Origin of the sequence: Bradyrhizobium retamae, from assembly GCF_001440415.1 — a bacterium.
In the GTDB taxonomy this organism is placed as follows: domain Bacteria; phylum Pseudomonadota; class Alphaproteobacteria; order Rhizobiales; family Xanthobacteraceae; genus Bradyrhizobium; species Bradyrhizobium retamae.
The window spans coordinates 97,077-120,511 of sequence record NZ_LLYA01000135.1; the positions used below are offsets into that span (position 1 = coordinate 97,077).

The window sequence follows — 23,435 nt, forward strand, 5'->3', positions numbered from 1 at the left end:
CAAAAAACGCAGGCGCAATGGCACGGGACTTGCTGAAATGCTACGCTGGTGGCGCGGAAACGAAGTCTAAGGGCGGCGCTGCCCAATTCACCTACAACTAATGGATCAAGATGCTCGGATATCTGCTTCGTCGCATTCTCGCCGCCATTCCCGTCATGGGCGTGGTGGCGCTGTTTGTGTTTCTTCTGCTGCGGCTGACGCCCGGCGATCCCGCCGCGATTCTCGCCGGCGACAACGCAACGCCGGAGCAGCTCGAGCGCATCCGCACCTCGCTCGGCCTCAATGAGCCGCTCTACACCCAATTCTTCACCTGGATCGGCAAGCTCTTGCAAGGCGACCTCGGCGTCTCCTTGATCTCGAACGTGCCCGTCTTGAAGATGATCAGTCAGCGCGTCGAGCCCTCGATCTCGATTGCACTGTCCACCATCATCCTTGCGATTGTCGTAGCGGTGCCGCTCGGCGTCATCGCCGCGTGGAAGCACGGCACCTGGATCGACCGCTTCGTGATGGGGTTGTCGGTGATCGGCTTCTCCGTGCCGGTGTTCGTGATCGGCTATGTTCTAATCCAGATCTTTGCGATCGACCTGCGCTGGGTGCCGGTGCAGGGCTTCCGCAGCATCACGGCCGGCTTTGGTCCGTTCTTCGAGCGCATCATCCTGCCGACCTGCACGCTGTCGTTTATCTATGTCGCGCTGATCGCGCGCATGACGCGGGCCGCAATGCTGGACGTGCTAGGTGAGGATTACGTCCGCACCGCGCGCGCCAAAGGAATCAGCGAGACCGGCGTGCTGCTGCGCCATGCCCTGCGCAACGCGGCCGTGCCCGTCATCACCGTGATCGGAACGGGGTTCGCGCTGCTGATTTCCGGCGTCGTGGTCACCGAGAGCGTGTTCAACCTGCCCGGCATCGGCCGCCTCACGGTCGATGCCGTGCTGGCGCGCGATTATCCCGTCATCCAGGCGATGATCCTGTTGACGTCGCTGATCTATGTCACCGTCAATCTCCTGATCGACGTCGCCTACACCCTGCTTGATCCCAGAATTCGTTATTGAGGCTCGCTACTGATGGCGATCGAAACCCTTCCCGAACCGTCAATCCCTGTCACCACGCCGTTCCGGCCGAGACTTGGATTCCTCACGGCGACGCCGATCATCGCGACCGCGACCGTCTGCCTCGCACTCGTCATCGCGATGGCGATCGCAGCCCCCCTGCTCGCGCCGCACGATCCGCAATTGCTGGCGCCGGCACAGCGGCTGAAACCATCAAGCGCGCAGTTCCTGCTCGGCACCGACGCGTACGGCCGCGACGTGCTCTCGCGCATCATCTATGGCGGGCGGATTTCGCTCCTGATCGGCCTGGGTGCTGCGGTCTTCTCGATCGGCATCGGCCTCGTGATCGGCCTCGTCTCCGGCTTCTTCAAATGGGTCGACGCCGTGATGATGCGGGTGATGGACGGCTTGATGGCGATCCCTTCCATCCTGCTCGCGATTGCCGTGGTGTCGCTGTCGGGCGCCAGCCTAATGACCGTGCTGGTCGCGATCACGATTCCCGAAATTCCACGCGTGGCGCGGCTGGTGCGCTCGGTCGTGCTGTCGGCGCGCGAAGAGCCTTATGTTGAAGCCGCGATCTCGGTCGGCACCAGCCTGCCCAAGATCATGTGGAGGCATCTGATGCCGAACACGGTGGCGCCGCTGATCGTGCAAGGCACTTACGTCTGCGCTTCCGCCATTCTCACCGAGGCGATCCTGTCGTTCCTCGGCGCCGGCATCAGCCCGGAAACGCCGACCTGGGGCAACATCATGGCCGAGGGCCGCGCCTACTTCCAGGTCAAGCCGTCGCTGATCTTCTGGCCGGGGCTGTTGCTGTCGATCGCGATCCTCAGCGTCAACCTGATCGGCGACGCCGCCCGCGATGCGCTCGATCCGCGCATGAAACAACGGGAGGCCGGGAAGTGACGGCATTGCAAGAAATGAAAAGCATCATCCTCGATATCGACAACCTCGTCGTCGGCCTCGGCAAAAATCCTTCCGGTCAGCGCATCATTGACGGCGTCTCGCTGCAGGTGCACGAGGGCGAAACCCTCTGCGTTGTCGGCGAAAGCGGCTCCGGCAAATCGGTGACGTCGCTGACCGTGATGGGGTTATTGCAAAAGGGCGCGCTGGTGCCCTCGGGCGGCAGCGTCAAGCTGGTCGGCGAGGAACTGCTCACGGCCACCGACAAGCGCCTGCGGCAGTTGCGCGCCACGAGGATGGCGATGATCTTTCAGGAGCCGATGACGGCGCTCAACCCGGTGGTGCCGGTCGGCCGCCAGATCGACGAAGTCTTGCGCGCTCACACCGATCTCGACGCCCGCGCCCGCCGCCAGAAGATTTTGGCAATGATGGAGCATGTCCGGTTGCCTGACGTGGAGCGCATCTTTGCCTCCTACCCGCACCGGCTGTCGGGCGGACAGCGCCAGCGCATCATGATTGCGATGGCGCTGGTGCTCGAACCGAAACTCCTGATCGCGGACGAGCCGACGACGGCGCTCGATGTCACCACGCAGAAGCAGATCCTCACCCTCATCCGCGACCTGCAGCGCGATCACGGCACCGCCGTGCTGTTCATCACCCATGACATGGGCGTGGTCGCCGAGATCGCTGATCGCGTCGCGGTGATGCGCCACGGCCGGCTCGTCGAGACTGGCCCGCTCGACAGCATTTTGCGCACGCCGACCATGGAGTACACCCGCAACCTGCTCTCCTCGGTGCCGAGCCTGGTGCCGCGGGCGCCCCGCGTGGAGACCGACGAACCTGTCGTGCTGGAAGCCAACGAACTGGGCAAGGTCTATCGCGAGCGTTCCTTCCTCGGAAAGGCGCGCGAAGTCGCCGCCGCCAAGGACGTCACCCTCACTTTGCGCAAGGGCCGCACGCTCGGCATCGTCGGCGAAAGCGGCTCCGGGAAGTCGACGGTGGCGCGCTGCATCGTCCGCCTGATCGATCCGACGTCCGGCGGCGTGCGGCTCGCGGGCCGCGAAATCTCCGAGCTGTCGCGCCGGCTCTTGCAGCCGCACCGGAAGAAGATCCAGATCATCTTCCAGGACCCCTACCGCTCGCTCAATCCGCGCGTGACCGTCGGCGAAACCATTGCCGAGGGTCCGATCAATTATGGCATGCCGCGTGCGGAAGCGCTGGCGAAGGCGCGCGATCTGCTCGAACTGGTCGATCTGCCGGCCGATGCAGTGTCGCGCTACCCGCATCAGTTCTCCGGCGGACAGCGTCAGCGCATCGCGATTGCGCGCGCGCTCGCGCTCGACCCCGACGTGCTGGTTGCGGACGAAGCGGTCTCGGCGCTCGACGTCTCCGTGCAGGCGCAGGTGCTCGAACTGCTCGACGAAATCCAGAAGCGGCTGGGCATTGCGTTGTTGTTCATCACCCATGATCTTCGCGTCGCGGCGCAAATCTGCGATGACGTCGCTGTGATGCAGCATGGCCGGATCGTCGAACAGGGCCCGGCCGCGCAGGTGCTGACCCACCCGCAGCAGGCCTATACCAGGGCATTGCTCGATGCCGCACCCGGCCGCGGCTGGGATTTTGCCAATTTCCGGCCTGTGGAAGTGGCGGCGGAGTAGCGCGAAGGCCTCTCCCCGTCGTTGCCTGCGACAAACGCAACGCGTTTGCGCAAGGGAGCGAAAGCGACGAAGCAATCCATCCGGTGAAATGGATTGCTTCGCTTCGCTCGCAATGACGGTGGGGCGGCATGCAAAACGGAATTGCTTCACTCCTTGCGCTTGCCACGATGTCCCGCTTAACGTCCCCCAACCAAAACACTGGCTGAGGCACTATGACCCGCATCGCCGTTGGCGGCTTCCTGCACGAGACCAACACTTTCGCGCCGACCAAGGCGACCTATGCTGATTTTGTTCATGGCGGCGGTTGGCCGGCAATGGCGCATGGGCCTGATGTCCTCAAGGTCATGCGCAAGATCAATGTCGGCCTTGCCGGCTTTGTCGAAGCGGCCGAAGCCAATGGCTGGGAGCTGGTCCCGACCGTCTCCGCAGCCGCCAGCCCGTCGGCGCATGTCACGACCGATGCCTTCGAGCGCGTCATGAAGGAGATGGTCGACGGTATCGCCAAAGCCGGGCCGATCGATGCCGTCTATCTCGATCTGCACGGCGCCATGGTGACCGAGCAGCATGACGATGGCGAAGGTGAAATCCTCGCGCGCGTGCGCAAGGTGATCGGCCCCGATCTACCGCTGGTCGCAAGCCTCGATCTCCATGCCAATGTCTCGCCCGAGATGATCGCGCATGCGGATGCGCTGATCGCCTACCGCACCTATCCCCACATCGATATGGCCGATACCGGACGCGCCTGTGCCAAACACCTGGCGCTGTTGCTGGAGACCGGGCAGCGCCTTGCAAAAGCCTTCCGGCAACTGCCATTCCTGATTCCGATCTCCTGGCAATGCACCAACGACCAGCCGACGAGGGGCATTTACGCGCAGCTCGCGGCGTTCGAAGGCGACGCGGTGCCGACGTTGTCCTTTGCACCGGGTTTCCCGGCTGCGGATTTTCCCCATTGCGGGCCGAGCGTGTTCGCTTATGGAAGGACGCAGGCCGACGCGGACGCCGCCGCCGACAAGATCGTCGCGCTCGTCGAGAGCCATGAAGACGATTTCGACGGCCGCATCTATTCGCCCGATGATGGCGTGCGCCTCGCCATCGAGCTTGCGAAAACGGCGAAGAAGCCGATCATCATCGCCGACACCCAGGACAACCCCGGCGCCGGCGGCGATTCCGACACCACCGGCATGCTGCGCGCCCTGGTACGCAACAACGCGTCCCGCGCCGCCACTGGCGTGATCTACGATCCGGAGTCGGCCAAGGCAGCGCACGCGGCGGGCGTCGGCGCCACCGTGATGCTGGCGCTCGGCGGCAAGTCGGGCATCCCGGGCGATGCGCCATACAAGGAAACGTTCGTCGTCGAAATATTGTCGGACGGAAAATTCGTGGCGCCTGGCCCCTATTACGGCGGCCGCGACATGGACATGGGCCCCTCGGCCTGCCTGCGCATCGGTGATGTCAGGGTCGTCGTGGGCTCCTACAAGGCGCAGCTCGCGGATCAAGCAATGTATCGCTATGTCGGCATCGAGCCGACCGAACAGAAAATTCTCGTCAACAAGAGCTCGGTGCATTTCCGCGCCGATTTCGAACCGATCGCCGAGAAGCTTTTGATCTGCGCCGCCCCAGGCGCGATGCCGGCCGACACCGCAGCGCTGCCCTGGACGCGGCTGCGTCCGGGCATCCGCCTCAAGCCGAACGGCCCCGCCTTTGCCCCATTCGCTCCCTCACGCTCAAAATCCTCAGTCACCGGATAAAAAGACATGCCCATCATCGAACGCATCGGCGGCTATGCCGAGGAACTCACCGCCATCCGCCGCGATCTGCATGCCCATCCCGAGATCGGCTTCGAGGAGGTGCGTACTTCCGGGATCGTCGCCGAGAAGCTGAAGGGTTGGGGCATCGAGGTCCATCGCGGCCTCGGCGGCACCGGCGTGATCGGCGTGCTCAAGGGCAAGGGCGATGGCGGCAAGCGCATCGGCCTGCGCGCCGACATGGACGCGCTGCCGATGGAAGAAAATACCAACCTGAAATGGCGCTCGACCATTCCGGGCCGCTTTCACGGCTGCGGCCATGACGGTCATACCACGATCCTGCTCGGCACCGCGCGCTATCTGGCCGAGACGAAGAATTTTGACGGCACCGTGCATTTCATCTTCCAGCCGGCCGAGGAAGGCCTCGGCGGCGCACGCGCCATGATCAAGGATGGGCTGTTCGAGAAGTTTCCCTGCGACGAGGTCTATGGCCTGCACAACGCGCCGGATCTCAATCACGGCGAGATCGCGATCCTGCCCGGACCGGCGATGGCAGGCGCCGATTTCTTCGACATCACGGTCCAAGGCTATGGCGCGCATGGCGCGATGCCGGAGCGCTCCAAGGATGCGGTGGTGATCGCGACCACGCTGGCCCAAGCCCTGCAGACCATCGTCAGCCGCAACGTCGATCCCTTGAAGTCTGCGGTGCTGTCGGTCACGCAGATCCATGCCGGCTCCGCCAACAACGTGATCCCCGGCGAGGCCAGGCTCGGCGGCACGGTGCGCGCCTTCGACGACGGCGTGCGCACGCTGATCCGCGAGCGCATGCGCAAGATCTGCGCCGGCGTTGCCGCCACGTTCGAGTGCGAGATCACGATCGACATCCGCGACACGTTCAGCGTCCTCGTCAACGAGGAAGAACAGTCCAGGGTGGTCGAAGCGGTGGCGAAGACCGTAGTCGATCCGTCCAAGGTGCTCACGCGCTCGCAGCCGAAGATGGGGAGCGAGGATTTCGCCGACATGATGCAGGTGGTGCCCGGCGCCTATTTCTGGATCGGCCACGACGGCTCGGTGCCCGTGCACAATCCCGGCTACGTCCTCGACGACAAGATCCTGCCGATCGGCGCCAGCATGTTCGCCCGCATCATCGAAACCCGGCTCCCGGTAGGTTAGCATGCAGAAACCCACCCCCGAGGAAGAGGTCACCTCGCTGCATGACCTTTCCGCCACTGACCTGATCGCCGGCTATCGCGCCAAGCAGTTCTCGCCCTCGGAAGTGCTGGAGGAAGTGATCGAGCACGTCGCGGCCTGGGAGCCGCACATCAGGGCGCTCTATCTGTTCGATCCCGACGGCGCGCGCGCGGTCGCGAAGGCGTCGAGTGACCGCTGGCAGAGAGGTGAGCCTGTGAGCACGCTCGACGGCGTGCCGGTGACGATCAAGGACAATATCGCCACCAAAGGCCAGCCGATACCGCTGGGCGCGGCCAGCGTGAAGCTGGTACCGGCAGAGAAAGACGCGCCGCCCGCCGCACGGCTGCGCGAAGCCGGCGCGATCATCTTCTCCAAAACGACGATGCCAGATTACGGCATGCTGTCGTCGGGCCTCTCCAGCTTCCACCCCCTCACCCGCAACCCCTGGGATCGCAGCAAGAACCCGGGCGGCTCTTCTTCCGGCGCGGGCGCGGCGGGCGCGGCCGGCTACGGCCCGCTGCATCTGGGCACCGACATTGGCGGCTCAGTGCGGCTGCCGGCCTGTTGGTGCGGTCTCGTCGCGCTGAAGCCGAGCCTCGGGCGCGTTCCGATCGACCCGCCCTATGTCGGCCGGGTCGCAGGTCCCATCACCCGCACCGTCGACGACGCCGCGCTGATGATGTGCGTGCTGGCGAAGCCGGATCGCCGCGACGGCATGAGTCTGCCGGCTGACAGCAGCATCCACTGGAAGACGCTCGACAAGTCGCCGCGCAAGCTGCGCATCGGCCTGATGCTCGATCCCGGTGCCGGCCAGCCGCTTGAGCAGGAAGTGCGTGACGTAGCCGTCAACGCCGCGAAGGCGTTCGAATCCGCCGGCGCGATCGTCACCGAAGTCAACGGCATCCTGACGCGCGAGATGCTCGACGGGCTCGATAACTTCTGGCGGGCCCGGTTGTGGGACGATCTCTCAAAGCTTTCGCCCGAGGAGCGCGGCAAGACGCTGCCTTACATCCACAGATGGGCAGAAGCCGGCGCAAAGCTTTCCGGTGTCGACGTCGTCAGGGGTTTTAACGCCACCATGGCGATCCGCGCCGCGGCAGCAAAGCTATTCCACGAACTCGACTACGTGATCTCTCCGGTGTCGCCGGTGGTGAACTTCCCGGCCGAGTTCGCAGCACCGATCAACGATCCCGACAGACCGTTCGAGCACATCTGCTATACCGTGCCGTGGAATATGGCGGAAAACCCGGCACTCTCGATCAATGGCGGATACGACGCCAAGGGATTTCCGATCGGCGTGCAGATCATCGGCCGCCGCTTCGACGATCTCGGCGTGCTCGGTATGGCCAAGGCATTCGAGGGCCTGCGCGGTGCGCAGCGGCCGTGGCCGTCGCCGCCGGCCAAGTAACCACCGCCGTCATTCCGGGATGACCCGCAGGGCCAGGCCGGGATTCCATGCGTCCACATCACCGATCGCGGCCGTGGACGCATGGATTCCGGGCTCGCGCCAAGTGGCGCGCCCCGGAATGACGAGCTAGAAACTCCAATGAAAAAAACACCAGGAAGGAACACCCAATGGCGTATGAGACCATCACGTACGAGGTCGACGATCAGATTCTCACCATCACGCTGAACCGGCCCGACAAGCTCAACGCCTTCAACGGCACCATGCAGCAGGAATTGATCGACGCCTTCGACGCCGCCGACAAGGACGACAATGTCCGCGCCATCATCGTCACCGGCGCGGGCCGCGGCTTCTGTGCCGGCGCTGATCTTTCTTCTGGCGCCAACACGTTCGACCGCGACGCGCGGCGTGGTCCGGTGAAGCGGCTCGCGAGCGGCGCGGCCGATTACAGCGATCCCTTGGTGCGCGATGGCGGCGGCCAGGTGACGCTGCGCATCTTCAAATGCTTAAAACCGGTGATCGCGGCCGTGAACGGGCCCGCGGTCGGCATCGGCGTCACCATGCAGCTCGCGATGGATATCCGCATCGCCTCCGAAGCCGCGCGCTTCGGCTTCGTGTTCTCCCAACGCGGCATCGTGCCGGAGGCGGCCTCAAGCTGGTTCCTGCCGCGCATCGTTGGCATCTCGCAGGCGTTGGAATGGTGCTATTCGGGCCGCGTGTTCCCGGCGCAGGAAGCGCTCGCCGGCCGCCTCGTCAGCAAGGTGGTGCCGCCGGACGATCTGCTGCCGACCGCACGCGCACTCGCCAAGGAATTCACCGCCAAGACCGCGCCGGTCTCGGTAGCGCTGATCCGGCAGATGATGTGGCGCATGCTGGGCGCCGACGATCCGATGGAAGCCCACAAGGTCGACAGCCGCGGCATCTACGCCCGCGGCCGCTCGGAAGACGTCAAGGAAGGCGTGGTGTCGTTCTTGGAAAAGCGGCCGGCAGAGTTCAAGAACAAGGTGTCGAGCGACATGCCCGACTATTTCCCGTGGTGGCAGGAGCGGGAATATAAGTGAGCTATCGAGACTCACTTCCCGTCGTCCCGGCCAAGCGAGCAACGCGAGCGCGAGCCGGGACCCATAACCCCCGGCCGTAGTTTTGCGGCAGGTGTCTGCTATCTCTCTCGATAGATCACGCTGTATGGGTCCCTGCGTTCGCATGCGTTCGCAGGGACGACGATAGAGTATCATCCCATGGTGAGCGCCACCCTGCCGATCGCCTGGCGGTCGATCAACAGCCGCATCGCTTTCGCATACTCCTCCAGCGGCAGCCGATGCGAGACGTTGGGGCGGATTCTTCCGGCCTCCGCCCATTCCGTCAGCGCCTTGATCCTGATCTCGCCAAGCGCAGGATTTCGCCGCACCGCTTCGCCGGCACGGATGCCGAGCACACTCGCGCCCTTGATCATCAACAGATTGGTCTTGGCAAGCCCGATGCCGCCGGTGAAGCCGATGACCAATAGCCGCGCGCCCCAGTTGATGCAGCGCATCGAGCTTTCGAACACCTCGCCGCCGACGGGATCGAACACCACGTCGGCGCCCTGCCCGTCGGTGATGCGCTTGACGGCATCACGGAAAGGCTCCTGGTCGTAGCGCACGAGATGATCGGCGCCCCTCGCTTTGGCGATCGCAAGTTTCTCGTCGCTTGACGCGGTCGCAATCACGGTGGCGCCGAGCATCTTCCCGATTTCGACGGCGGCAAGGCCAACGCCGCCGCCGGCACCATGCACCAGCAGCACCTCGCCCGGTTGAAGCTTCCCGCGGTCGATCAGCGCGTGATAGGCCGTGCCGTGGCCGGCCAGGAACGTCGCGCCTTCGGCGTAGTCGAATGTCGATGGCAGCGGCACGAGCTGCGAGGGCGTGGTGACGGCTTCGTCAGCATAGGCACCGTGCCGCATCTTCACGATCACCCGGTCGCCCACCGCGACTCCCGTAGGGCCGTTGATCTCGACGATATCGCCTGCGGCTTCGACGCCCGGCGTGAACGGCAGCGGCGGCTTGAGCTGATACTCGCCGGCGGCCATCAGGATATCAGGGAAATTGATCCCGGCGGCGCGGATGGCCACGCGCACCTGCCCCGGCGCCAGCGGCGCGGAGGCCAAGGTTTCCAGGCGCAGCTTCTCGGGCGGGCCGAGTTCGCGGCAGACGACGGCTTTCGGCATCAGGCGGCCCGCGCTTTCACGCGCTCCAGCGCCTCGCGGATCAGCGGCATCCGGTCGTTGCCGAAATACATGTCGGTCTTGCCGACGAAGATCGTCGGCGAACCGAATCCGCCGCGCGCCATCACCTCGTCCGTGTTGGCCTTGAGCTGATCCTTGATCGCCTGCCGGCCGATGCCATCGAAGAATTTGACGGGATCGACGCCGACCTTCTGGCAGATCTCCGACAGCACTGAATCCTTTGAGATGTCCTTGTCGTCACCCCAATAGGCCTCGAACACCGCGCGCGCGAACGGCACCATGCGTTCGCCAGGTTCTGGGCCGAGCCAGATGCAGCCGCGCATCGCCTTGACGCTGTTCACCGGAAACACCGCCGGCGGCATCTTGATCGCAAGCCCCGCGGACCGCGCCCAGTCGGCGAGGTCCTTCTTCATATAGCGCGCCTTCAACGGCACCGGCGTCTCGCGAGCGGCATAGACGCTCGGGTTGACGGTGTTGAAGATGCCGCCGACCAGGATCGGCCGCCAGGTGATCTCGACGCCGAGCTCCTTTGCCAGCGGCTGAATGTTGTGGAAGGCTAGATAGGTCCAGGGGCTGGAGCAATCGAAGAAGAATTCGAGCATGGGGTTTCCTTTTGTTGGTTCTCGAGCCTCATCCTGAGGAGCGCGGAACGCCCGTCTCGAAGGATGAGGGCACTGGAGGGGCCTCTCCTCCGCGACGGCTGCCTCGCGGCCGACCGAAAGCCCCAGTTCCTCTCCAGTATGATCGAGATTTTCCAGGCAATGGCGACTTTTGTTGTTCTGTACCTCGACCATAAGTCATGGCAGACAGGCGCTCAATCAGAACCCATCGGGAGGCTCCCATGCTGTTTCCAACCACGATCGCAGGCTCCTTGCCGAAGCCGGAATGGCTGGCCGAGCCGAATACGCTGTGGGCACCCTGGAAATCAAAGGGTGACGAGCTCGCCCGCGCCAAGCGCGACGCCACCATGCTGGCGGTGAAGCTGCAGGAGGATGCCGGCGTCGATATCGTCACCGAGGGCGAGCAGGCCCGCCAGCATTTCGTTCACGGCTTTCTGGAGAAGGTCGAGGGCATTGATTTCGCCCACAAGGTCGAAATGGGCATCCGCAAGGACCGCTACAAGGCGATGGTGCCGCAGGTGACAGCACCGCTGACGCTCAAGGGGCGTGTCCATGCGGACGAGGCCCAAGTCGCCCGCACCCACACCACGCGCAAACTGAAATTCACCCTGCCCGGCCCGATGACCATCGCCGACACTGTCGCCGACCGGTATTACGGCGACAAGGTCAAGATGGCGTTCGCCTTTGCCGAACTGCTCAACAACGAGGCCAGGGCGTTGCAGGCCGACGGCGTCGACGTGATCCAGTTCGACGAGCCCGCCTTCAACGTCTTCATGGACGAGGTCTCCGACTGGGGCATAAGAGCGCTGGAGCGCGCCGCCGAAGGCCTGACCTGCACCACCGCCGTTCACATCTGCTACGGCTATGGCATCAAGGCCAACACCGACTGGAAGCAGACGCTGGGCAGCGAGTGGCGGCAGTATGAGGATATTTTCCCGGCGATCGCGAAAAGCCCGATCCAGCAGGTCGCGATCGAGTGCCGCAATTCGAAAGTGCCGCTGGATCTGCTGGCGCTGCTGCCAGGCAAGGTCGTCCAGGCCGGCGTGATCGACGTTGCCAGCGACACGGTGGAGACCGCGGAAGACATCGTTCAGGTGATCGAGGCGGTGTCGAAATTCGTGCCGAAGAGCAACATCGTCGCGACCACCAATTGCGGCATGGCACCGATGCGGAGAGATATCGCGGAGGCGAAGCTGGCCGCGCTCGGCGCGGGCGCAAGGCTGGCGCGGCAGAAGTTGGGGTGATGTTCCCGCTTGCGGGAGAGAGGGCCCATCGTGCAAGCAGGCAGCATCACCCTCGCTTCAACTCGCACTCGGATGCAGTACCGGCCGATACCCAGCGCTCAAAGCGCGCAATGTTGATGGCGGCGTCAGTAGCAGGGCGTCCTCCATCGCATCGTCCATCTCTCGATATCCCGCCATCGACCATTGCAGTGCCCTGCCCTGCAGGACCAGAAAACTCTCGGCGCCCCGCTGCACCATCGCGCCGTCAGGCAACTGCGCCACCGGCACCGGCGGCGGATGAAGCCGCTTCTTGCCGCGCTCCAGCCGCTCACCATGCAGCACTGCATCGATCTCCCGCGCACGAATGTCCTTCGCGCCATTGCCCTCTTCCCACGCCGCGCGAAAGCGGTTGGCGTCGTCGCGGCGGCAGAAGAAGCATGGGCGGTGCCCGGCGGCGAAGGCGGTCGCCTCGTCGAGAAAGAACAGCTCGGTCCAGCTCCGCCGGCCCATCACGGGCCGGCGCCAATCTCTGAACTCGCAGACGCAGGTGATCCAGGCCGGGCTCGACCAGCGCTTCTTTAGTAGCGTCTTCGTCGCGGGATCATGAATGATGCCGCGGTTGCCGGTGAACATGCCGCGATGCGGGGTGGCGATGATCTCGCCGGTAGGGGTAACGCGGTTTTGCAAGGGCATGTGAAGGGCGCGAATAGTGAATGGCGAGTGGCGAATGGTATCTTTCCCTACTCGCCATTCGCAACTCGCTATTCGCCTTCCGCTCTCACGGACGGATCGGCGGCTGGAACGACAGCGCGGTGTCCCAGGGAAAATGGATCCAGGTATCCTGCGATACTTCAGTGATGAAAGTATCGACCAGCGGCTTGCCTTTCGGCTTGGCGTAGACGGTGGCGAAATGTGCATCGGGGAGCATCTGGCGCACCAGGCGGCCGGTGGTGCCGGTATCGACGAGGTCGTCGACGATCAACAGCCCCTTGCCGGTGCCGCCGCCGAGTTTGGCGACATCGGGCGAAACGCCCTTGAGCACCTGCAGATCGCTCTGCTTGTCGTGGTCGTAGCTCGCGACACAGACCGTATCGATCACGCGCAAGCCCAGCTCGCGGGCCACGATCGCAGCCGGCACCAGGCCGCCGCGGGTGATCGCAATCACGGCGTGAAACGGCCCAACCTCGTTGAGCCGCCAGGTCAGCGCCCGGCAATCCCGGTGAAACTGGTCCCAGGACACCGGAAAGGGCCGGCCGGCTTTCGCCTCGGCGCTCGGTTCGTAATTGTTATCTGCCACGCTGCTTCGCCTACCTGTCTGCTACCGGGTGGTGACGTTCAATGCCGCCAGCATCTCCTTCACCGCGGCCATCGCGGCGTTGAGCTTGTCGGGATCGCGCGAGCGGACGACGAGGTTGGTGTTCGGCTTCTTGTCCTCGTCCATGAACGGATAGCTGCCGATGATGGTGTCGGGATGGGCGATGGCGATCTCCCGCAACGGCCCTCCGATATCGCCTTCGCGCGCATTGGCGCGGACCGAGTCCGACAGCATCCGCACGCCCGATTTCAGCTTGGGCGCGACGATGTCCATCATCGCCTGCATGATCGAGGGGATGCCGGCCATGACTATTACATTGCCGAGTTTGAATCCGGGCGCCAAAATGGTGGCGCTCTGGATCAGTTCGGCGCCGTCGGGCACACGCGCCATGCGCAGCCGCGCCTCGTTCAGATCCTGCTCGCTCCAGCGCTCGCGGAAGCGCGCCACCACCTCCGGATGATGACCGATCCCGACACCGAAAGCCTTGGCGACGCTGTCGGCGGTGATGTCGTCATGGGTCGGTCCGATGCCGCCGGTGGTGAAGACGTAGGCGTAGCGATTCCGCAGTGCATTAAGGGCGTCGACAATGTCGGTCTCGTCGTCGGCGACGATGCGGACCTCCTTGAGATCGATCCCGATATTGGTCAGGTATTCGGCGATGAACCCGATGTTCTTGTCCTTGGTACGGCCGGACAAGATCTCGTCGCCGATGACCAGAATACCCGCCGTGACGATCTCGCTCATGACTTCTCCCCACCTGCCCCGTACTTTGCGCAAGCAACGCATTGAAGTCACGGGGATTTGCTGCCGAAATAAGCACCCGGCAGCCCTTTTTTAGGGCAGCGCGGCCGGCTACCCACACGAAATGCCGCAAGCCAATGCATATCGCGGTGGCCCGAGCCTTGCTACCATCCTGTGAACTCATGCACCGTGCCGCATGGCTTCGAGAGATAGTCAGGATTTATGGCAGTTGCCTTCGATGAAATGAACGGGCCCGGCGGCGACCTCCGCCCGGCCTACCGGGAGCTCTCCCGCTGGCTGAAGGAGACGCCTCCGGACGCCCTGGAATATCGCCGTCAGGAGGCGGAACTGTTGTTCCGCCGGATCGGCATCACCTTTGCGGTCTATGGTGATGCGGAGGCGCAGGAGCGGCTGATCCCCTTCGACGTGATCCCGCGAATTATATCGGCAAAGGAATGGGCTGTTCTGGAGAAGGGCCTGAAGCAGCGGGTGCGCGCGCTCAACATGTTCTTGCGAGATATCTATCACGGCCGCGACATCCTGCGCGCCAACATCATTCCCGACGACCTGATCTTCCAAAATCCGGTCTTCCGCCCCGAGATGAACGGCCAGAGCGTGCCGCACGACGTCTACGTCCACATCGCCGGGATCGACATCGTCCGGGTCGACGCCGACAATTTCATCGTGCTGGAAGATAACGCGCGGACGCCCTCGGGCGTCTCCTACATGCTGGAAAACCGCGAAATCATGATGCGGCTGTTTCCCGACCTGTTCGCCCGCCACCGCGTTGCACCTGTAGAGCGATACCCGGACGAATTGCTGTCGGCGCTGCGCTCGGTGGCGCCGCTCTCCGCCTCGGCCGAGCCGACGGTCGCGCTGATGACGCCGGGCGTCTACAATTCCGCCTATTACGAACACTCTTTTCTTGCCGACAAGCTCGGCATCGAGCTGGTCGAGGGCCGCGATCTCATCGTCAAGAACGACGAGGTGTTCATGCGCACCACCGAGGGGCTGAAGCGCGTCGACGTGATCTACCGCCGCGTCGACGACGATTTCCTCGACCCCCTCACCTTCCGCTCGGATTCGGCACTCGGCGTGCCCGGGCTGATGTCGGCCTATGCCGCCGGCAATATCACGCTGGCGAACGCGGTCGGCACAGGGATTGGCGACGACAAGGCGATCTATTCCTACATGCCGGAGGTGGTAAAGTTCTATCTCGGCGAAGAACCGATCCTGAAGAATGTGCCGACCTGGCGCTGCCGCGAGCCGAAGGACCTCGCCTACGTGCTCGACAATTTGAGCGAACTGGTCGTCAAGGAAGTCCACGGCTCCGGCGGCTACGGCATGCTGATCGGCCCGGCCGCGACGAAGGCGACGATCGAGGCGTTCCGCGACAAGCTCAAGCGCGAGCCGGAGGGTTTTATCGCCCAGCCGACGCTGGCGCTCTCGACCTGCCCGACCTGCACCGCCTCCGGCCTCGCACCGCGCCATGTCGATTTGCGCCCGTTCGTGCTGACCGGCAGCAAGCACGTCACCATCGTGCCGGGCGGACTGACGCGGGTGGCGCTGAAGGAAGGCTCCTTGGTGGTCAACTCCAGCCAGGGCGGCGGCACCAAGGACACCTGGATACTGGACGAATAGAGGGCGAAATTTTCGTATGCTGTCGCGCACCGCCGAAAACCTGTACTGGCTGGCCCGCTATGTCGAGCGCGCCGAATATATCGCGCGCACCATCGATGCGACCTTGCGAGTCACCGCGCTTCCCACCGCCTATATCGGCAAGACCAATGAGTGGGAATCGGCGCTGCTGACGGCCGGGGTCAGCGCAAGCTTCTACGAGGCCTATCCGGAAGCCACCGAGCAGAACGTCGTCGAATATCTGGCATTCTCGCCTTCCAATTCCTCCTCGATCAAGAATTGCATCGAGGCCGCCCGGCTCAATTCGCGCTCGGTGCGCACCGCGCTGACATCGGAGATGTGGGACACCATCAACTCGGCGTGGATCGAATTGCAGGAGGTCTGGGGCAAGGGCACGTCGAGCCGCGAGGAACTGGCGCGGTTCCTCCGCTTCGTGCAGGAGACCTCGCTGCGGTTCGACGGCTCGGCCTACCGGACCATGCTGCGCAACGACGCCTACTGGTTCTCGCGGCTGGGGCTGCATCTTGAGCGCGCCGACAATACCGCTCGTATTCTCGACGTGAAATATCACGTGCTGCTGCCCGAGGAGGAGCACGTCGGTGGTCCCCTGGACTACTACCAGTGGACCTCGATCCTGCGCTCGGTCTCCGCGCTGACCGCCTATCACTGGGTCTATCGCGAGACGCTAAAGCCGTGGCTGATCGCCGACCTCCTGATCCTCAACGACACGCTGCCACGCTCGCTGGCGAGCTGCTACAGCAACCTCGTCCGCAATCTCGACCAGATCGGCGTCGCCTACGGTCGCCAGGGCGCCGCCCAGCGCCACGCCCGCGGGGTCCGCAACCGGCTTGAACACAGCCATATGGACGATATCTTCCAGCACGGCGTCCATGAGTTCATCCAGGAGTTCATCGCGGACAATTCGCGGCTCGGTGAGGTCATCACCAAGCAGTATTTGATTTGAGATTTCGGACGAACAAAACCGAATGCCGTTCATGGCCGGGCTTGTCCCGGCTATCGACGTCTTGCTATGCCAACCGAAGAACGTGGATGCCCGGGACATCTAGCGCGAAGACGCGCTTCGCGCTACTGCCCGGGCATGACGATCCGAACCGGGTCAAGCCATGCGCCTGCGAATTGCCCACTCCACCAGCTATCGCTACGAGCCGTCGGCCACCGGCGTGATCCAGATCCTGCGGATGACGCCCGGCAGCCATGACGGGCAGTATGTCGCCGAATGGCAGATCGATGTCTCGACCGACTCTCGCCTCGACATGCACCAGGATGCATTCGGCAACGTCACGCATGTGCTTACCCACGGGCCGATCGCCGACCTCACCATCCATGTCGAGGGCCTGATCGAGACCCATGACACTGGCGGCGTGCTGCGCGGTACCGACGAGCGCTTTCCGCCGAGCCTGTTCCTGCGCCAAACCGCGCTGACCGAAGTCAATCCGGCGATGGCGACCTTTGCCCGCGAGCTGCGGTCGGAGTCCGATGGCGACGTGCTCGGTTTCCTGCATGCGCTGATGGTGCAGATCAACGAGCATATGACATTCGACGAAGACCCCACCCACTCGGGCACTTCGGCGGCGGAGGCGTTTGCGCTCAAGCGCGGCGTCTGCCAGGACTATGCGCACATCTTCATCGCCTGCGCCCGCTCCGGCGGGGTTCCGGCGCGTTTCGTCTCCGGCCATTTCCTGCGCTCTGACGGCATGATTCACCAGCAGGCGGGCCACGCCTGGGCGGAAGCCTACGTGCCCGATCTCGGCTGGGTCGGCTTCGATGCCGCCAACGGCATCTGCACCACCGACGCCCACGCCCGCGTCGCGATCGGGCTCGACTACCTCGGCGCAGCCCCGGTACGCGGCACCCGCTATGGGGGCGGCACGGAAACGCTGACGGTTGCGGTCAAGGTCGAACAGGCTGGGCGGCCGGGTCAGTGGCAAAGCCAGTCGCAGTCGTGAATTTTGCATTTCCTTCCGGGATGGTGCGCGAGCACCAGACCTCAGATGCGCAATTGCGCACCGGGGAATCTCGAGATCCGGGTTCGCGCTAAGCGCGCCCCTGGTTGTAGGCCACTATGCCGCCTTCCCAGGGACCTGCCTGGGCGCCCACGCTGCCTAGCAGTCACAAGGCTGCAATCGAGCCAATCCGCGCTGATTTCCGCATGTGCCCTCCCGCCTTCGGTTTCGAGGTTTGACCGGCCGGGCGCATGCCCCGCCACGGGGAATTGGGGTTGGATGGCCCCTCGAAATTGGCTACTAGTTGGCGCCGAAAAATCAGGCGCGTTCGGGGATCGGGAATGACCTATTGCTGCGGAATTCTGGTGCGGGACGGTCTCGTCATGATCGCAGATACGCGCACCAATGCCGGCCTCGACAACGTCTCGACCTTCCGCAAGCTCCATGTTTTCTCAAAGCCCGGCGAGCGCATCATGGCGATCGCCAGCGCCGGCAATCTGGCGATCAGCCAGTCGGTGCTGTCGACGCTCACCGAGGGCATGGAAGATCCGCACACCGGCGAGCTCGAAACGCTGATGAACGCGCCAACCATGTTCCAGGCCGCGCAACGCATCGGCCGCGCCATCCGCGCCGTGCACGCCACCGAAGGCGAGGCGCTGCGATCCGAAGACGTCTCCTTCGACGTCTCCTTCCTGTTCGGCGGCCAGATCAAGGGCTCGCGGATGCGGCTGTTCATGGTCTACACGGCCGGCAATTTCATCGAATGCACCACTGACACGCCTTACCTGCAGATCGGCGAGCACAAATACGGCAAGCCGGTGCTGGATCGCGCGATGCATTACGACGTCGAACTGTATGAGGCGCTGAAGACCGGTCTGATCTCGATGGATTCGACCATGCGCTCCAATCTCGGCGTGGGGTTGCCGATCGACGTGCTGGTGGTGCGCGCGGATGCCTGCGAGGCCGATCTCAACCACCGCATCGAGGCAGGCGAGCCCTACTTCCACGATCTGCGTTCGCGCTGGTCCGCGGCCTTGCGGGCGGCACACCAGAATATTCCGAGACCACCCTACAAATCCGAAACAGAAACCAAGAAATGAAGGCGAGGAAATAATGGCCGACGCAACCAACAAGATCGCGCTCGTGACCGGTGCCGGTACCGGCGTCGGACGCGCGGCATCGCTGGCGCTGATGAACGCCGGCTTCACTGTGGTGCTCGCCGGGCGTCGCATGGAGATGCTGGAAGAAACCAGGAAGCTCGGCGACAATGTCGGCAAGAGCCTGTGCGTTTCCGCCGACATGACCAAGCCCGATTCGATCGCAGCGCTGTTTGCCAAGGTGATGGATACCTATGGCCGGCTCGATGTTCTCTTCAACAACGCCGGCATGGGCGCGCCGCCGGTCAATTTCGAGGATCTGAGCCTCGAGCAGTGGCAGGCGGTGGTGAACACCAACCTCACCGGCCCGTTCCTGTGCACCCAGCATGCCTTCCGCATCATGAAGGACCAGAAGCCGCGCGGCGGGCGCATCATCAATAACGGCTCGATCTCCGCGCATGCGCCGCGGCCCTTCTCGGCCGCCTATACGTCGACCAAGCACGCGATCACCGGCCTCACCAAAGCTTCCAATCTGGATGGCCGCATGTACGACATCGCGGTCGGCCAGGTCGACATCGGCAATGCCGCGACGCCGATGACCGACCGCATGGTCGCCGGCCCCGGTGTGATGCAGCCTGATGGCACGATGAAGCACGAACCGCGCATGGACGCGAAGGCCGTCGGCGATGCGGTGGCCTATATGGCGGGCCTGCCGCTTGATGCCAATGTGCTGTTCATGACGGTCATGGCGACCAAGATGCCGTTCGTCGGACGGGGCTGACTTTCGTGTCCCCGGGGGCAGCGAAGCGCGTCCGGGATACGAGTTGGGCTTTCACAAATCGACAAGGTTGGCATAATCGCTCCCGGGCTTTTCGGGGGATTCATGCTGCAACTGCAATCGGCGTTTGGCGTGCTGGCGTTGCTGGCGATCGCATGGGCGTGCGGCGAGAACCGCCCCGCCGTGTCGCTCCGTCAAGTGGCGATCGGGCTGGCCGTCACCATTATTACCGCGCTGGTGCTGCTCAAGCTGCCGCCGGTAGCAAAAGCCTTCGGCACCATCAACGACGCCGTCGGCACGATCGCGGCAGCCACCCGCGCCGGCACTTCCTTCGTGTTCGGCTATCTTGGCGGCGGCGCGCTGCCGTTCGATCTCAAGGCGCCGGGCGCGGATTTCATCCTGGCATTTCAGGCGCTGCCGATCGTGCTGGTCATGAGCGTTCTGACCACGCTGCTGTTCTACTGGCGCGTACTGCCGCCGATCGTGCGCGGTATGGCATGGCTGTTGGAGCGCACGCTCGGCGTCGGCGGCGCGGTCGGGCTATCGGCCGCGGCCAATATCTTTCTCGGCATGGTCGAGGCGCCGCTGTTCATCCGCCCCTATTTGGCCCAGCTTACGCGCAGCGAATTGTTCCTGGTGATGACCGGCGGCATGGCCGGCATCGCCGGCACCGTGCTGGTGCTCTACGCCACGTTCCTCGCACCGCTGATCCCCGATGCGGCCGCGCATTTTGTCATTGCGTCCGTGTTGGGCGCGCCGGCCGCGATCCTGATCAGCCTGATCATGGTGCCGGAGACTTCCGATAAGCGCACTGGCGGCTCGCTCAGAGATCCCGACATGCTTGCGTCCTCGACCATGGATGCAATCACCAAGGGCACCGCGGCCGGGCTCGAATTGCTGCTTAACATCGTCGCGATGCTCTTGGTGCTTGTGGCGCTGGTTTATCTCGTCAATGCGATCCTGGGGCTGTTGCCCGAGATCGGCGGCTCCAAAATTTCGCTACAGCGGCTGCTGGGGCTTGTGATGGCGCCGGTGTGCTGGCTCATGGGCCTGCCCTGGCCGCAAGCCGTCACGGCCGGAAGTCTGATGGGCACCAAGACCGTGCTCAACGAGCTGATCGCCTATCTCGACCTCTCGAAACTCGGCACGGACGCGCTCGACCCGCGCTCGCGGCTGATCATGCTCTACGCGATGTGCGGCTTTGCCAACTTCGCCAGCCTCGGCATCATGATCGGCGGCCTCGGCACCATGGCACCGGATCGGCGCGAGGAGATCAACGCGCTGGGATTGAAGTCGATCGTGTCGGGTACGCTGGCGACGTGTTTGATGGGGGCAGTGGTGGGGGTGATGACCTGACTTCTCTCCGTCGTTCCGGGGCGACGCGTCAGCGTCGAACTCGGGTGCGCAATTGCGCGCCTGAGAACCTCGAGATTCTCGGGTGCGCAATTGCGCACCACAGTTCACTTCGCGCCCCGGAACGACCGCGGGAGATCAACTCGCCAATTCCACCGTCTTGAACTTCGCCGGTAGGATCACCTCCAGCAACTCGACGTCATCGGAATAATCCATGATCAGATGCTTGATGCGCGGCGGCTGGGTCCAGGCGCTGCCTTCCTTCATCAGCGTCTCGCCCTGCCCCTCCATATAGGTCTTCACCCAACCCTTGAGCACATAGACCATCTGGAATTCGACGTCGTGGTAATGCAGTTTTGAAACTTCCGCCGGGTTGCACGGGCCGACCAGGCGGATGACATGCGCCTGCGCCAGGCCGTGGGTCGCGTCGGCAATCCCGAGGTCGCGGTACTTTGCATAAGTGCGCAGGCCGTCCGCCTTGAAATCTTCTTCGCGGTGATGGCTGATGGCGATGCGCTGCTTCGGCCGGGCCTTCTTTGCAGGCTTGGCCTTGGCCGCCGGCGCGCCCCTCGCCTTTGACTTGACGGACTTGCGGGCTGAGGATTTGGCTGCGGCCTTGTGACCCGACCACTTCTTCTTCACGGCGGGCTGCGCCGCGGGACGTGATGCCGCCTTCTTGGCCATTGGTGCCTCCCTTGTTGTTATGGCAGGAGGCTAACACGAATTCAGTTTCGTAGGGTGGGCAAAGGCGCGTTTGCGCCGTGCCCACCATCAAGAGCGAAGATCTACGTTGACGTGGTGGGCACGTTTCGCTTTGCCCACTCTACAGCATCGCAATCAATGCAGCCTGAACACACCGTCGACTGCACGCAGCTCAGCCGGCTTGATCAGCTTGGAATGCGCGACCGTTACGGAGAACAGCGGGCCGTCAAGCTTTTCCTGCCAGAACGCGAGGAAGTCCTTCAGCGCCGGGAATTTCGGAAACAGATCGTAATTCTGCCAGACATAGGTCTGCAGCAATGAGGGGTGATCCGGCATCCGATACAGAATTTGCGCCGTCGTCAGCCCGTAACCCAGCACCTGCTTCCGGAAGTCGTCGGAAGCAACTCCAACCCGCGAGACCATGCCAAACCTCCATTGCTGGAAGCGCATTTCACGTGGTGGCCACACACCGAGCCACCCCGGCGGAGATGCGCTCACATGAGAGAAATGTGACGCACGATACCAACCCATCACAAGCCTAAATGTTTAATGAACTGTTGAAAATTCTCGCGTTAGCAGCAGCTTACCGCACGTGCTAATACGGGGTCCGGAGGCTTCCCCGGCCGCATTAATCATGCCGAACAAAATTGGCAGGCGACATATTTGAGTGCCAATTTTTCTGCTAGAAGCCCTTGTCCCCCGAAGAATACTGGCCTAAATCAGCCGCAGCCGGATTGGCACTCGCTGGTCCGGACTGCCAAAATTACAGAATTCTACAACATTCCCAGACGTTTAGGAGGACTGCATGAACTTCCGTCCGCTTCACGACCGCGTCGTCGTCAAACGCATCGACGCCGAAGAGAAGACCGCTGGCGGCATCATCATTCCGGACAGTGCCAAGGAAAAGCCCTCCCAGGGCGAAGTCGTCGCGGTCGGCCCGGGTGGCCGTGACGAAGCCGGCAAGCTGATCCCGATCGACCTCAAGGTCGGCGACCGCGTGCTGTTCGGCAAGTGGTCGGGCACCGAGGTCAAGATCGACGGCCAGGAACTCCTGATCATGAAGGAGTCCGACATCATGGGCGTGCTCGACGCCACCTCGGCCAAGAAGAAGGCCGCCTAAGACATCGCCTGCCACGCTCACCCTGAGGGGCGCCCGCAAGGCGCCTCCCCGACAGGGTGAGAAACAAAGATCAACTCAGGGAAACCAAATATGTCAGCCAAAGAAGTTAAATTCGGCGTCGACGCCCGCGACCGCATGCTGCGCGGCGTCGACATTCTCAACAACGCCGTGAAGGTCACGCTCGGTCCCAAGGGCCGCAACGTCGTGCTCGACAAGTCGTTCGGCGCACCCCGCATCACCAAGGACGGCGTCACCGTCGCCAAGGAGATCGAGCTCGACGACAAGTTCGAGAACATGGGCGCGCAAATGGTGCGCGAAGTTGCCTCCAAGTCCGCTGACGCGGCCGGCGACGGCACCACTACCGCGACCGTTCTCGCGGCTGCGATCGTCCGTGAAGGCGCCAAGTCGGTTGCCGCCGGCATGAACCCGATGGACCTGAAGCGCGGTATCGACTTGGCAGTGGAGGCCGTGGTCGCCGACCTCGTCAAGAACTCCAAGAAGGTCACCTCGAACGAGGAAATCGCCCAGGTCGGCACCATCTCCGCCAACGGCGACGCCGAAATCGGCAAGTTCCTGGCTGACGCCATGAAGAAGGTCGGCAACGAGGGCGTGATCACGGTTGAGGAAGCCAAGTCGCTCGAGACCGAACTCGACGTCGTCGAAGGCATGCAGTTCGACCGCGGCTACATCTCGCCCTACTTCGTCACCA

At 63.5% G+C, this 23,435-nt stretch carries 23 protein-coding genes; 16 read left to right on the top strand and 7 right to left on the bottom strand.

The genetic code is table 11. From position 1 onward, the window contains the following. Positions 1-110: 110 nt before the first annotated feature. The 7 genes from CQ13_RS16460 (at position 111) to CQ13_RS16490 (ending at position 9,012) form a co-directional block, all read left to right on the top strand. On the top strand, positions 111-1,052 hold the full coding sequence (locus CQ13_RS16460; protein WP_057843900.1) for an ABC transporter permease: 942 nt from the start codon (positions 111-113) through the stop codon (positions 1,050-1,052). A 12-nt stretch (positions 1,053-1,064) separates the two neighbouring features. After that, positions 1,065-1,955, top strand: a complete 891-nt coding sequence (locus CQ13_RS16465) for an ABC transporter permease (protein WP_057843901.1) — start codon at positions 1,065-1,067, stop codon at positions 1,953-1,955. Positions 1,956-1,969: 14 nt separating this feature from the next. Continuing rightward, positions 1,970-3,610, top strand: a complete 1,641-nt coding sequence (locus tag CQ13_RS16470) for an ABC transporter ATP-binding protein (protein WP_057843902.1) — start codon at positions 1,970-1,972, stop codon at positions 3,608-3,610. Between the two features lie 212 nt (positions 3,611-3,822). Continuing rightward, entirely contained in the window at positions 3,823-5,358 is a 1,536-nt protein-coding gene (locus CQ13_RS16475; RefSeq protein ID WP_057843903.1) for a M81 family metallopeptidase, read from the top strand. A 6-nt stretch (positions 5,359-5,364) separates the two neighbouring features. Beyond that, complete coding sequence (locus CQ13_RS16480) at positions 5,365-6,528, top strand: M20 aminoacylase family protein (protein ID WP_057843904.1); 1,164 nt, start codon at positions 5,365-5,367, stop codon at positions 6,526-6,528. A gap of 1 nt (position 6,529) precedes the next feature. Continuing rightward, complete coding sequence (locus tag CQ13_RS16485; RefSeq protein WP_057843905.1) at positions 6,530-7,954, top strand: amidase; 1,425 nt, start codon at positions 6,530-6,532, stop codon at positions 7,952-7,954. Positions 7,955-8,121: 167 nt separating this feature from the next. Beyond that, a complete protein-coding gene (locus CQ13_RS16490; RefSeq protein WP_057843906.1) occupies positions 8,122-9,012 on the top strand; it encodes a crotonase/enoyl-CoA hydratase family protein in 891 nt (296 codons plus the stop codon). A 170-nt stretch (positions 9,013-9,182) separates the two neighbouring features. Here CQ13_RS16490 and CQ13_RS16495 read toward each other — a convergent pair whose 3' ends face one another. Further along, positions 9,183-10,157: an NADPH:quinone oxidoreductase family protein gene (locus tag CQ13_RS16495; protein ID WP_057843907.1), complete on the bottom strand. Its 975-nt coding sequence runs from the start codon at positions 10,155-10,157 to the stop codon at positions 9,183-9,185. After that, positions 10,157-10,777 (bottom strand): 2-hydroxychromene-2-carboxylate isomerase, encoded by a 621-nt coding sequence (locus CQ13_RS16500; protein WP_057843908.1) that lies wholly within the window; start codon positions 10,775-10,777, stop codon positions 10,157-10,159. The genes CQ13_RS16495 and CQ13_RS16500 overlap by 1 nt, the downstream gene beginning before the upstream one ends. 239 nt (positions 10,778-11,016) lie before the next feature. On the opposite strand from CQ13_RS16500, the gene CQ13_RS16505 reads away from it, so the two are divergent. Then, positions 11,017-12,039, top strand: coding sequence for a methionine synthase (locus tag CQ13_RS16505; RefSeq protein WP_057843909.1), 1,023 nt, complete (start codon positions 11,017-11,019; stop codon positions 12,037-12,039). Positions 12,040-12,096: 57 nt separating this feature from the next. Here CQ13_RS16505 and CQ13_RS16510 read toward each other — a convergent pair whose 3' ends face one another. The 3 genes from CQ13_RS16510 to CQ13_RS16520 form a co-directional block, all read right to left on the bottom strand. After that, positions 12,097-12,711, bottom strand: coding sequence for a hypothetical protein (locus CQ13_RS16510; protein WP_057843910.1), 615 nt, complete (start codon positions 12,709-12,711; stop codon positions 12,097-12,099). Positions 12,712-12,796: 85 nt separating this feature from the next. Next, positions 12,797-13,315 (bottom strand): xanthine phosphoribosyltransferase, encoded by a 519-nt coding sequence (gene gpt, locus CQ13_RS16515; protein ID WP_057843911.1) that lies wholly within the window; start codon positions 13,313-13,315, stop codon positions 12,797-12,799. A gap of 21 nt (positions 13,316-13,336) precedes the next feature. Then, positions 13,337-14,077, bottom strand: a complete 741-nt coding sequence (locus tag CQ13_RS16520; RefSeq protein ID WP_057843912.1) for a competence/damage-inducible protein A — start codon at positions 14,075-14,077, stop codon at positions 13,337-13,339. Between the two features lie 219 nt (positions 14,078-14,296). Here CQ13_RS16520 and CQ13_RS16525 point away from each other — a divergent pair, with 219 nt between their 5' ends. From CQ13_RS16525 to CQ13_RS16550, 6 genes are all read left to right on the top strand, one after another. Then, entirely contained in the window at positions 14,297-15,715 is a 1,419-nt protein-coding gene (locus CQ13_RS16525; protein ID WP_057843913.1) for a circularly permuted type 2 ATP-grasp protein, read from the top strand. Positions 15,716-15,731: 16 nt separating this feature from the next. Then, positions 15,732-16,676, top strand: a complete 945-nt coding sequence (locus CQ13_RS16530) for an alpha-E domain-containing protein (protein WP_057843914.1) — start codon at positions 15,732-15,734, stop codon at positions 16,674-16,676. A gap of 160 nt (positions 16,677-16,836) precedes the next feature. After that, complete coding sequence (locus tag CQ13_RS16535) at positions 16,837-17,679, top strand: transglutaminase family protein (protein ID WP_057843915.1); 843 nt, start codon at positions 16,837-16,839, stop codon at positions 17,677-17,679. A gap of 338 nt (positions 17,680-18,017) precedes the next feature. Next, positions 18,018-18,776 (top strand): proteasome-type protease, encoded by a 759-nt coding sequence (locus tag CQ13_RS16540; RefSeq protein ID WP_057843916.1) that lies wholly within the window; start codon positions 18,018-18,020, stop codon positions 18,774-18,776. Positions 18,777-18,789: 13 nt separating this feature from the next. Continuing rightward, entirely contained in the window at positions 18,790-19,554 is a 765-nt protein-coding gene (locus tag CQ13_RS16545) for an SDR family oxidoreductase (protein WP_057843917.1), read from the top strand. A 102-nt stretch (positions 19,555-19,656) separates the two neighbouring features. Beyond that, positions 19,657-20,907 (top strand): NupC/NupG family nucleoside CNT transporter, encoded by a 1,251-nt coding sequence (locus CQ13_RS16550; RefSeq protein ID WP_057843918.1) that lies wholly within the window; start codon positions 19,657-19,659, stop codon positions 20,905-20,907. 135 nt (positions 20,908-21,042) lie between these two features. On the opposite strand, the gene CQ13_RS16555 is transcribed toward CQ13_RS16550, so the two are convergent. Beyond that, entirely contained in the window at positions 21,043-21,588 is a 546-nt protein-coding gene (locus CQ13_RS16555) for a cupin domain-containing protein (protein WP_057843919.1), read from the bottom strand. Between the two features lie 153 nt (positions 21,589-21,741). Further along, entirely contained in the window at positions 21,742-22,029 is a 288-nt protein-coding gene (locus CQ13_RS16560; protein WP_057843920.1) for an usg protein, read from the bottom strand. A 382-nt stretch (positions 22,030-22,411) separates the two neighbouring features. Between CQ13_RS16560 and CQ13_RS16565 the strand changes: the two genes are divergently transcribed. Together CQ13_RS16565 and CQ13_RS16570 are read left to right on the top strand one after the other, a co-directional pair. Next, positions 22,412-22,726 (top strand): co-chaperone GroES, encoded by a 315-nt coding sequence (locus CQ13_RS16565; protein WP_057843921.1) that lies wholly within the window; start codon positions 22,412-22,414, stop codon positions 22,724-22,726. 90 nt (positions 22,727-22,816) lie between these two features. Continuing rightward, the coding region (locus CQ13_RS16570; RefSeq protein WP_283807509.1) for a TCP-1/cpn60 chaperonin family protein at positions 22,817-23,435 on the top strand (619 nt) is incomplete at its 3' end.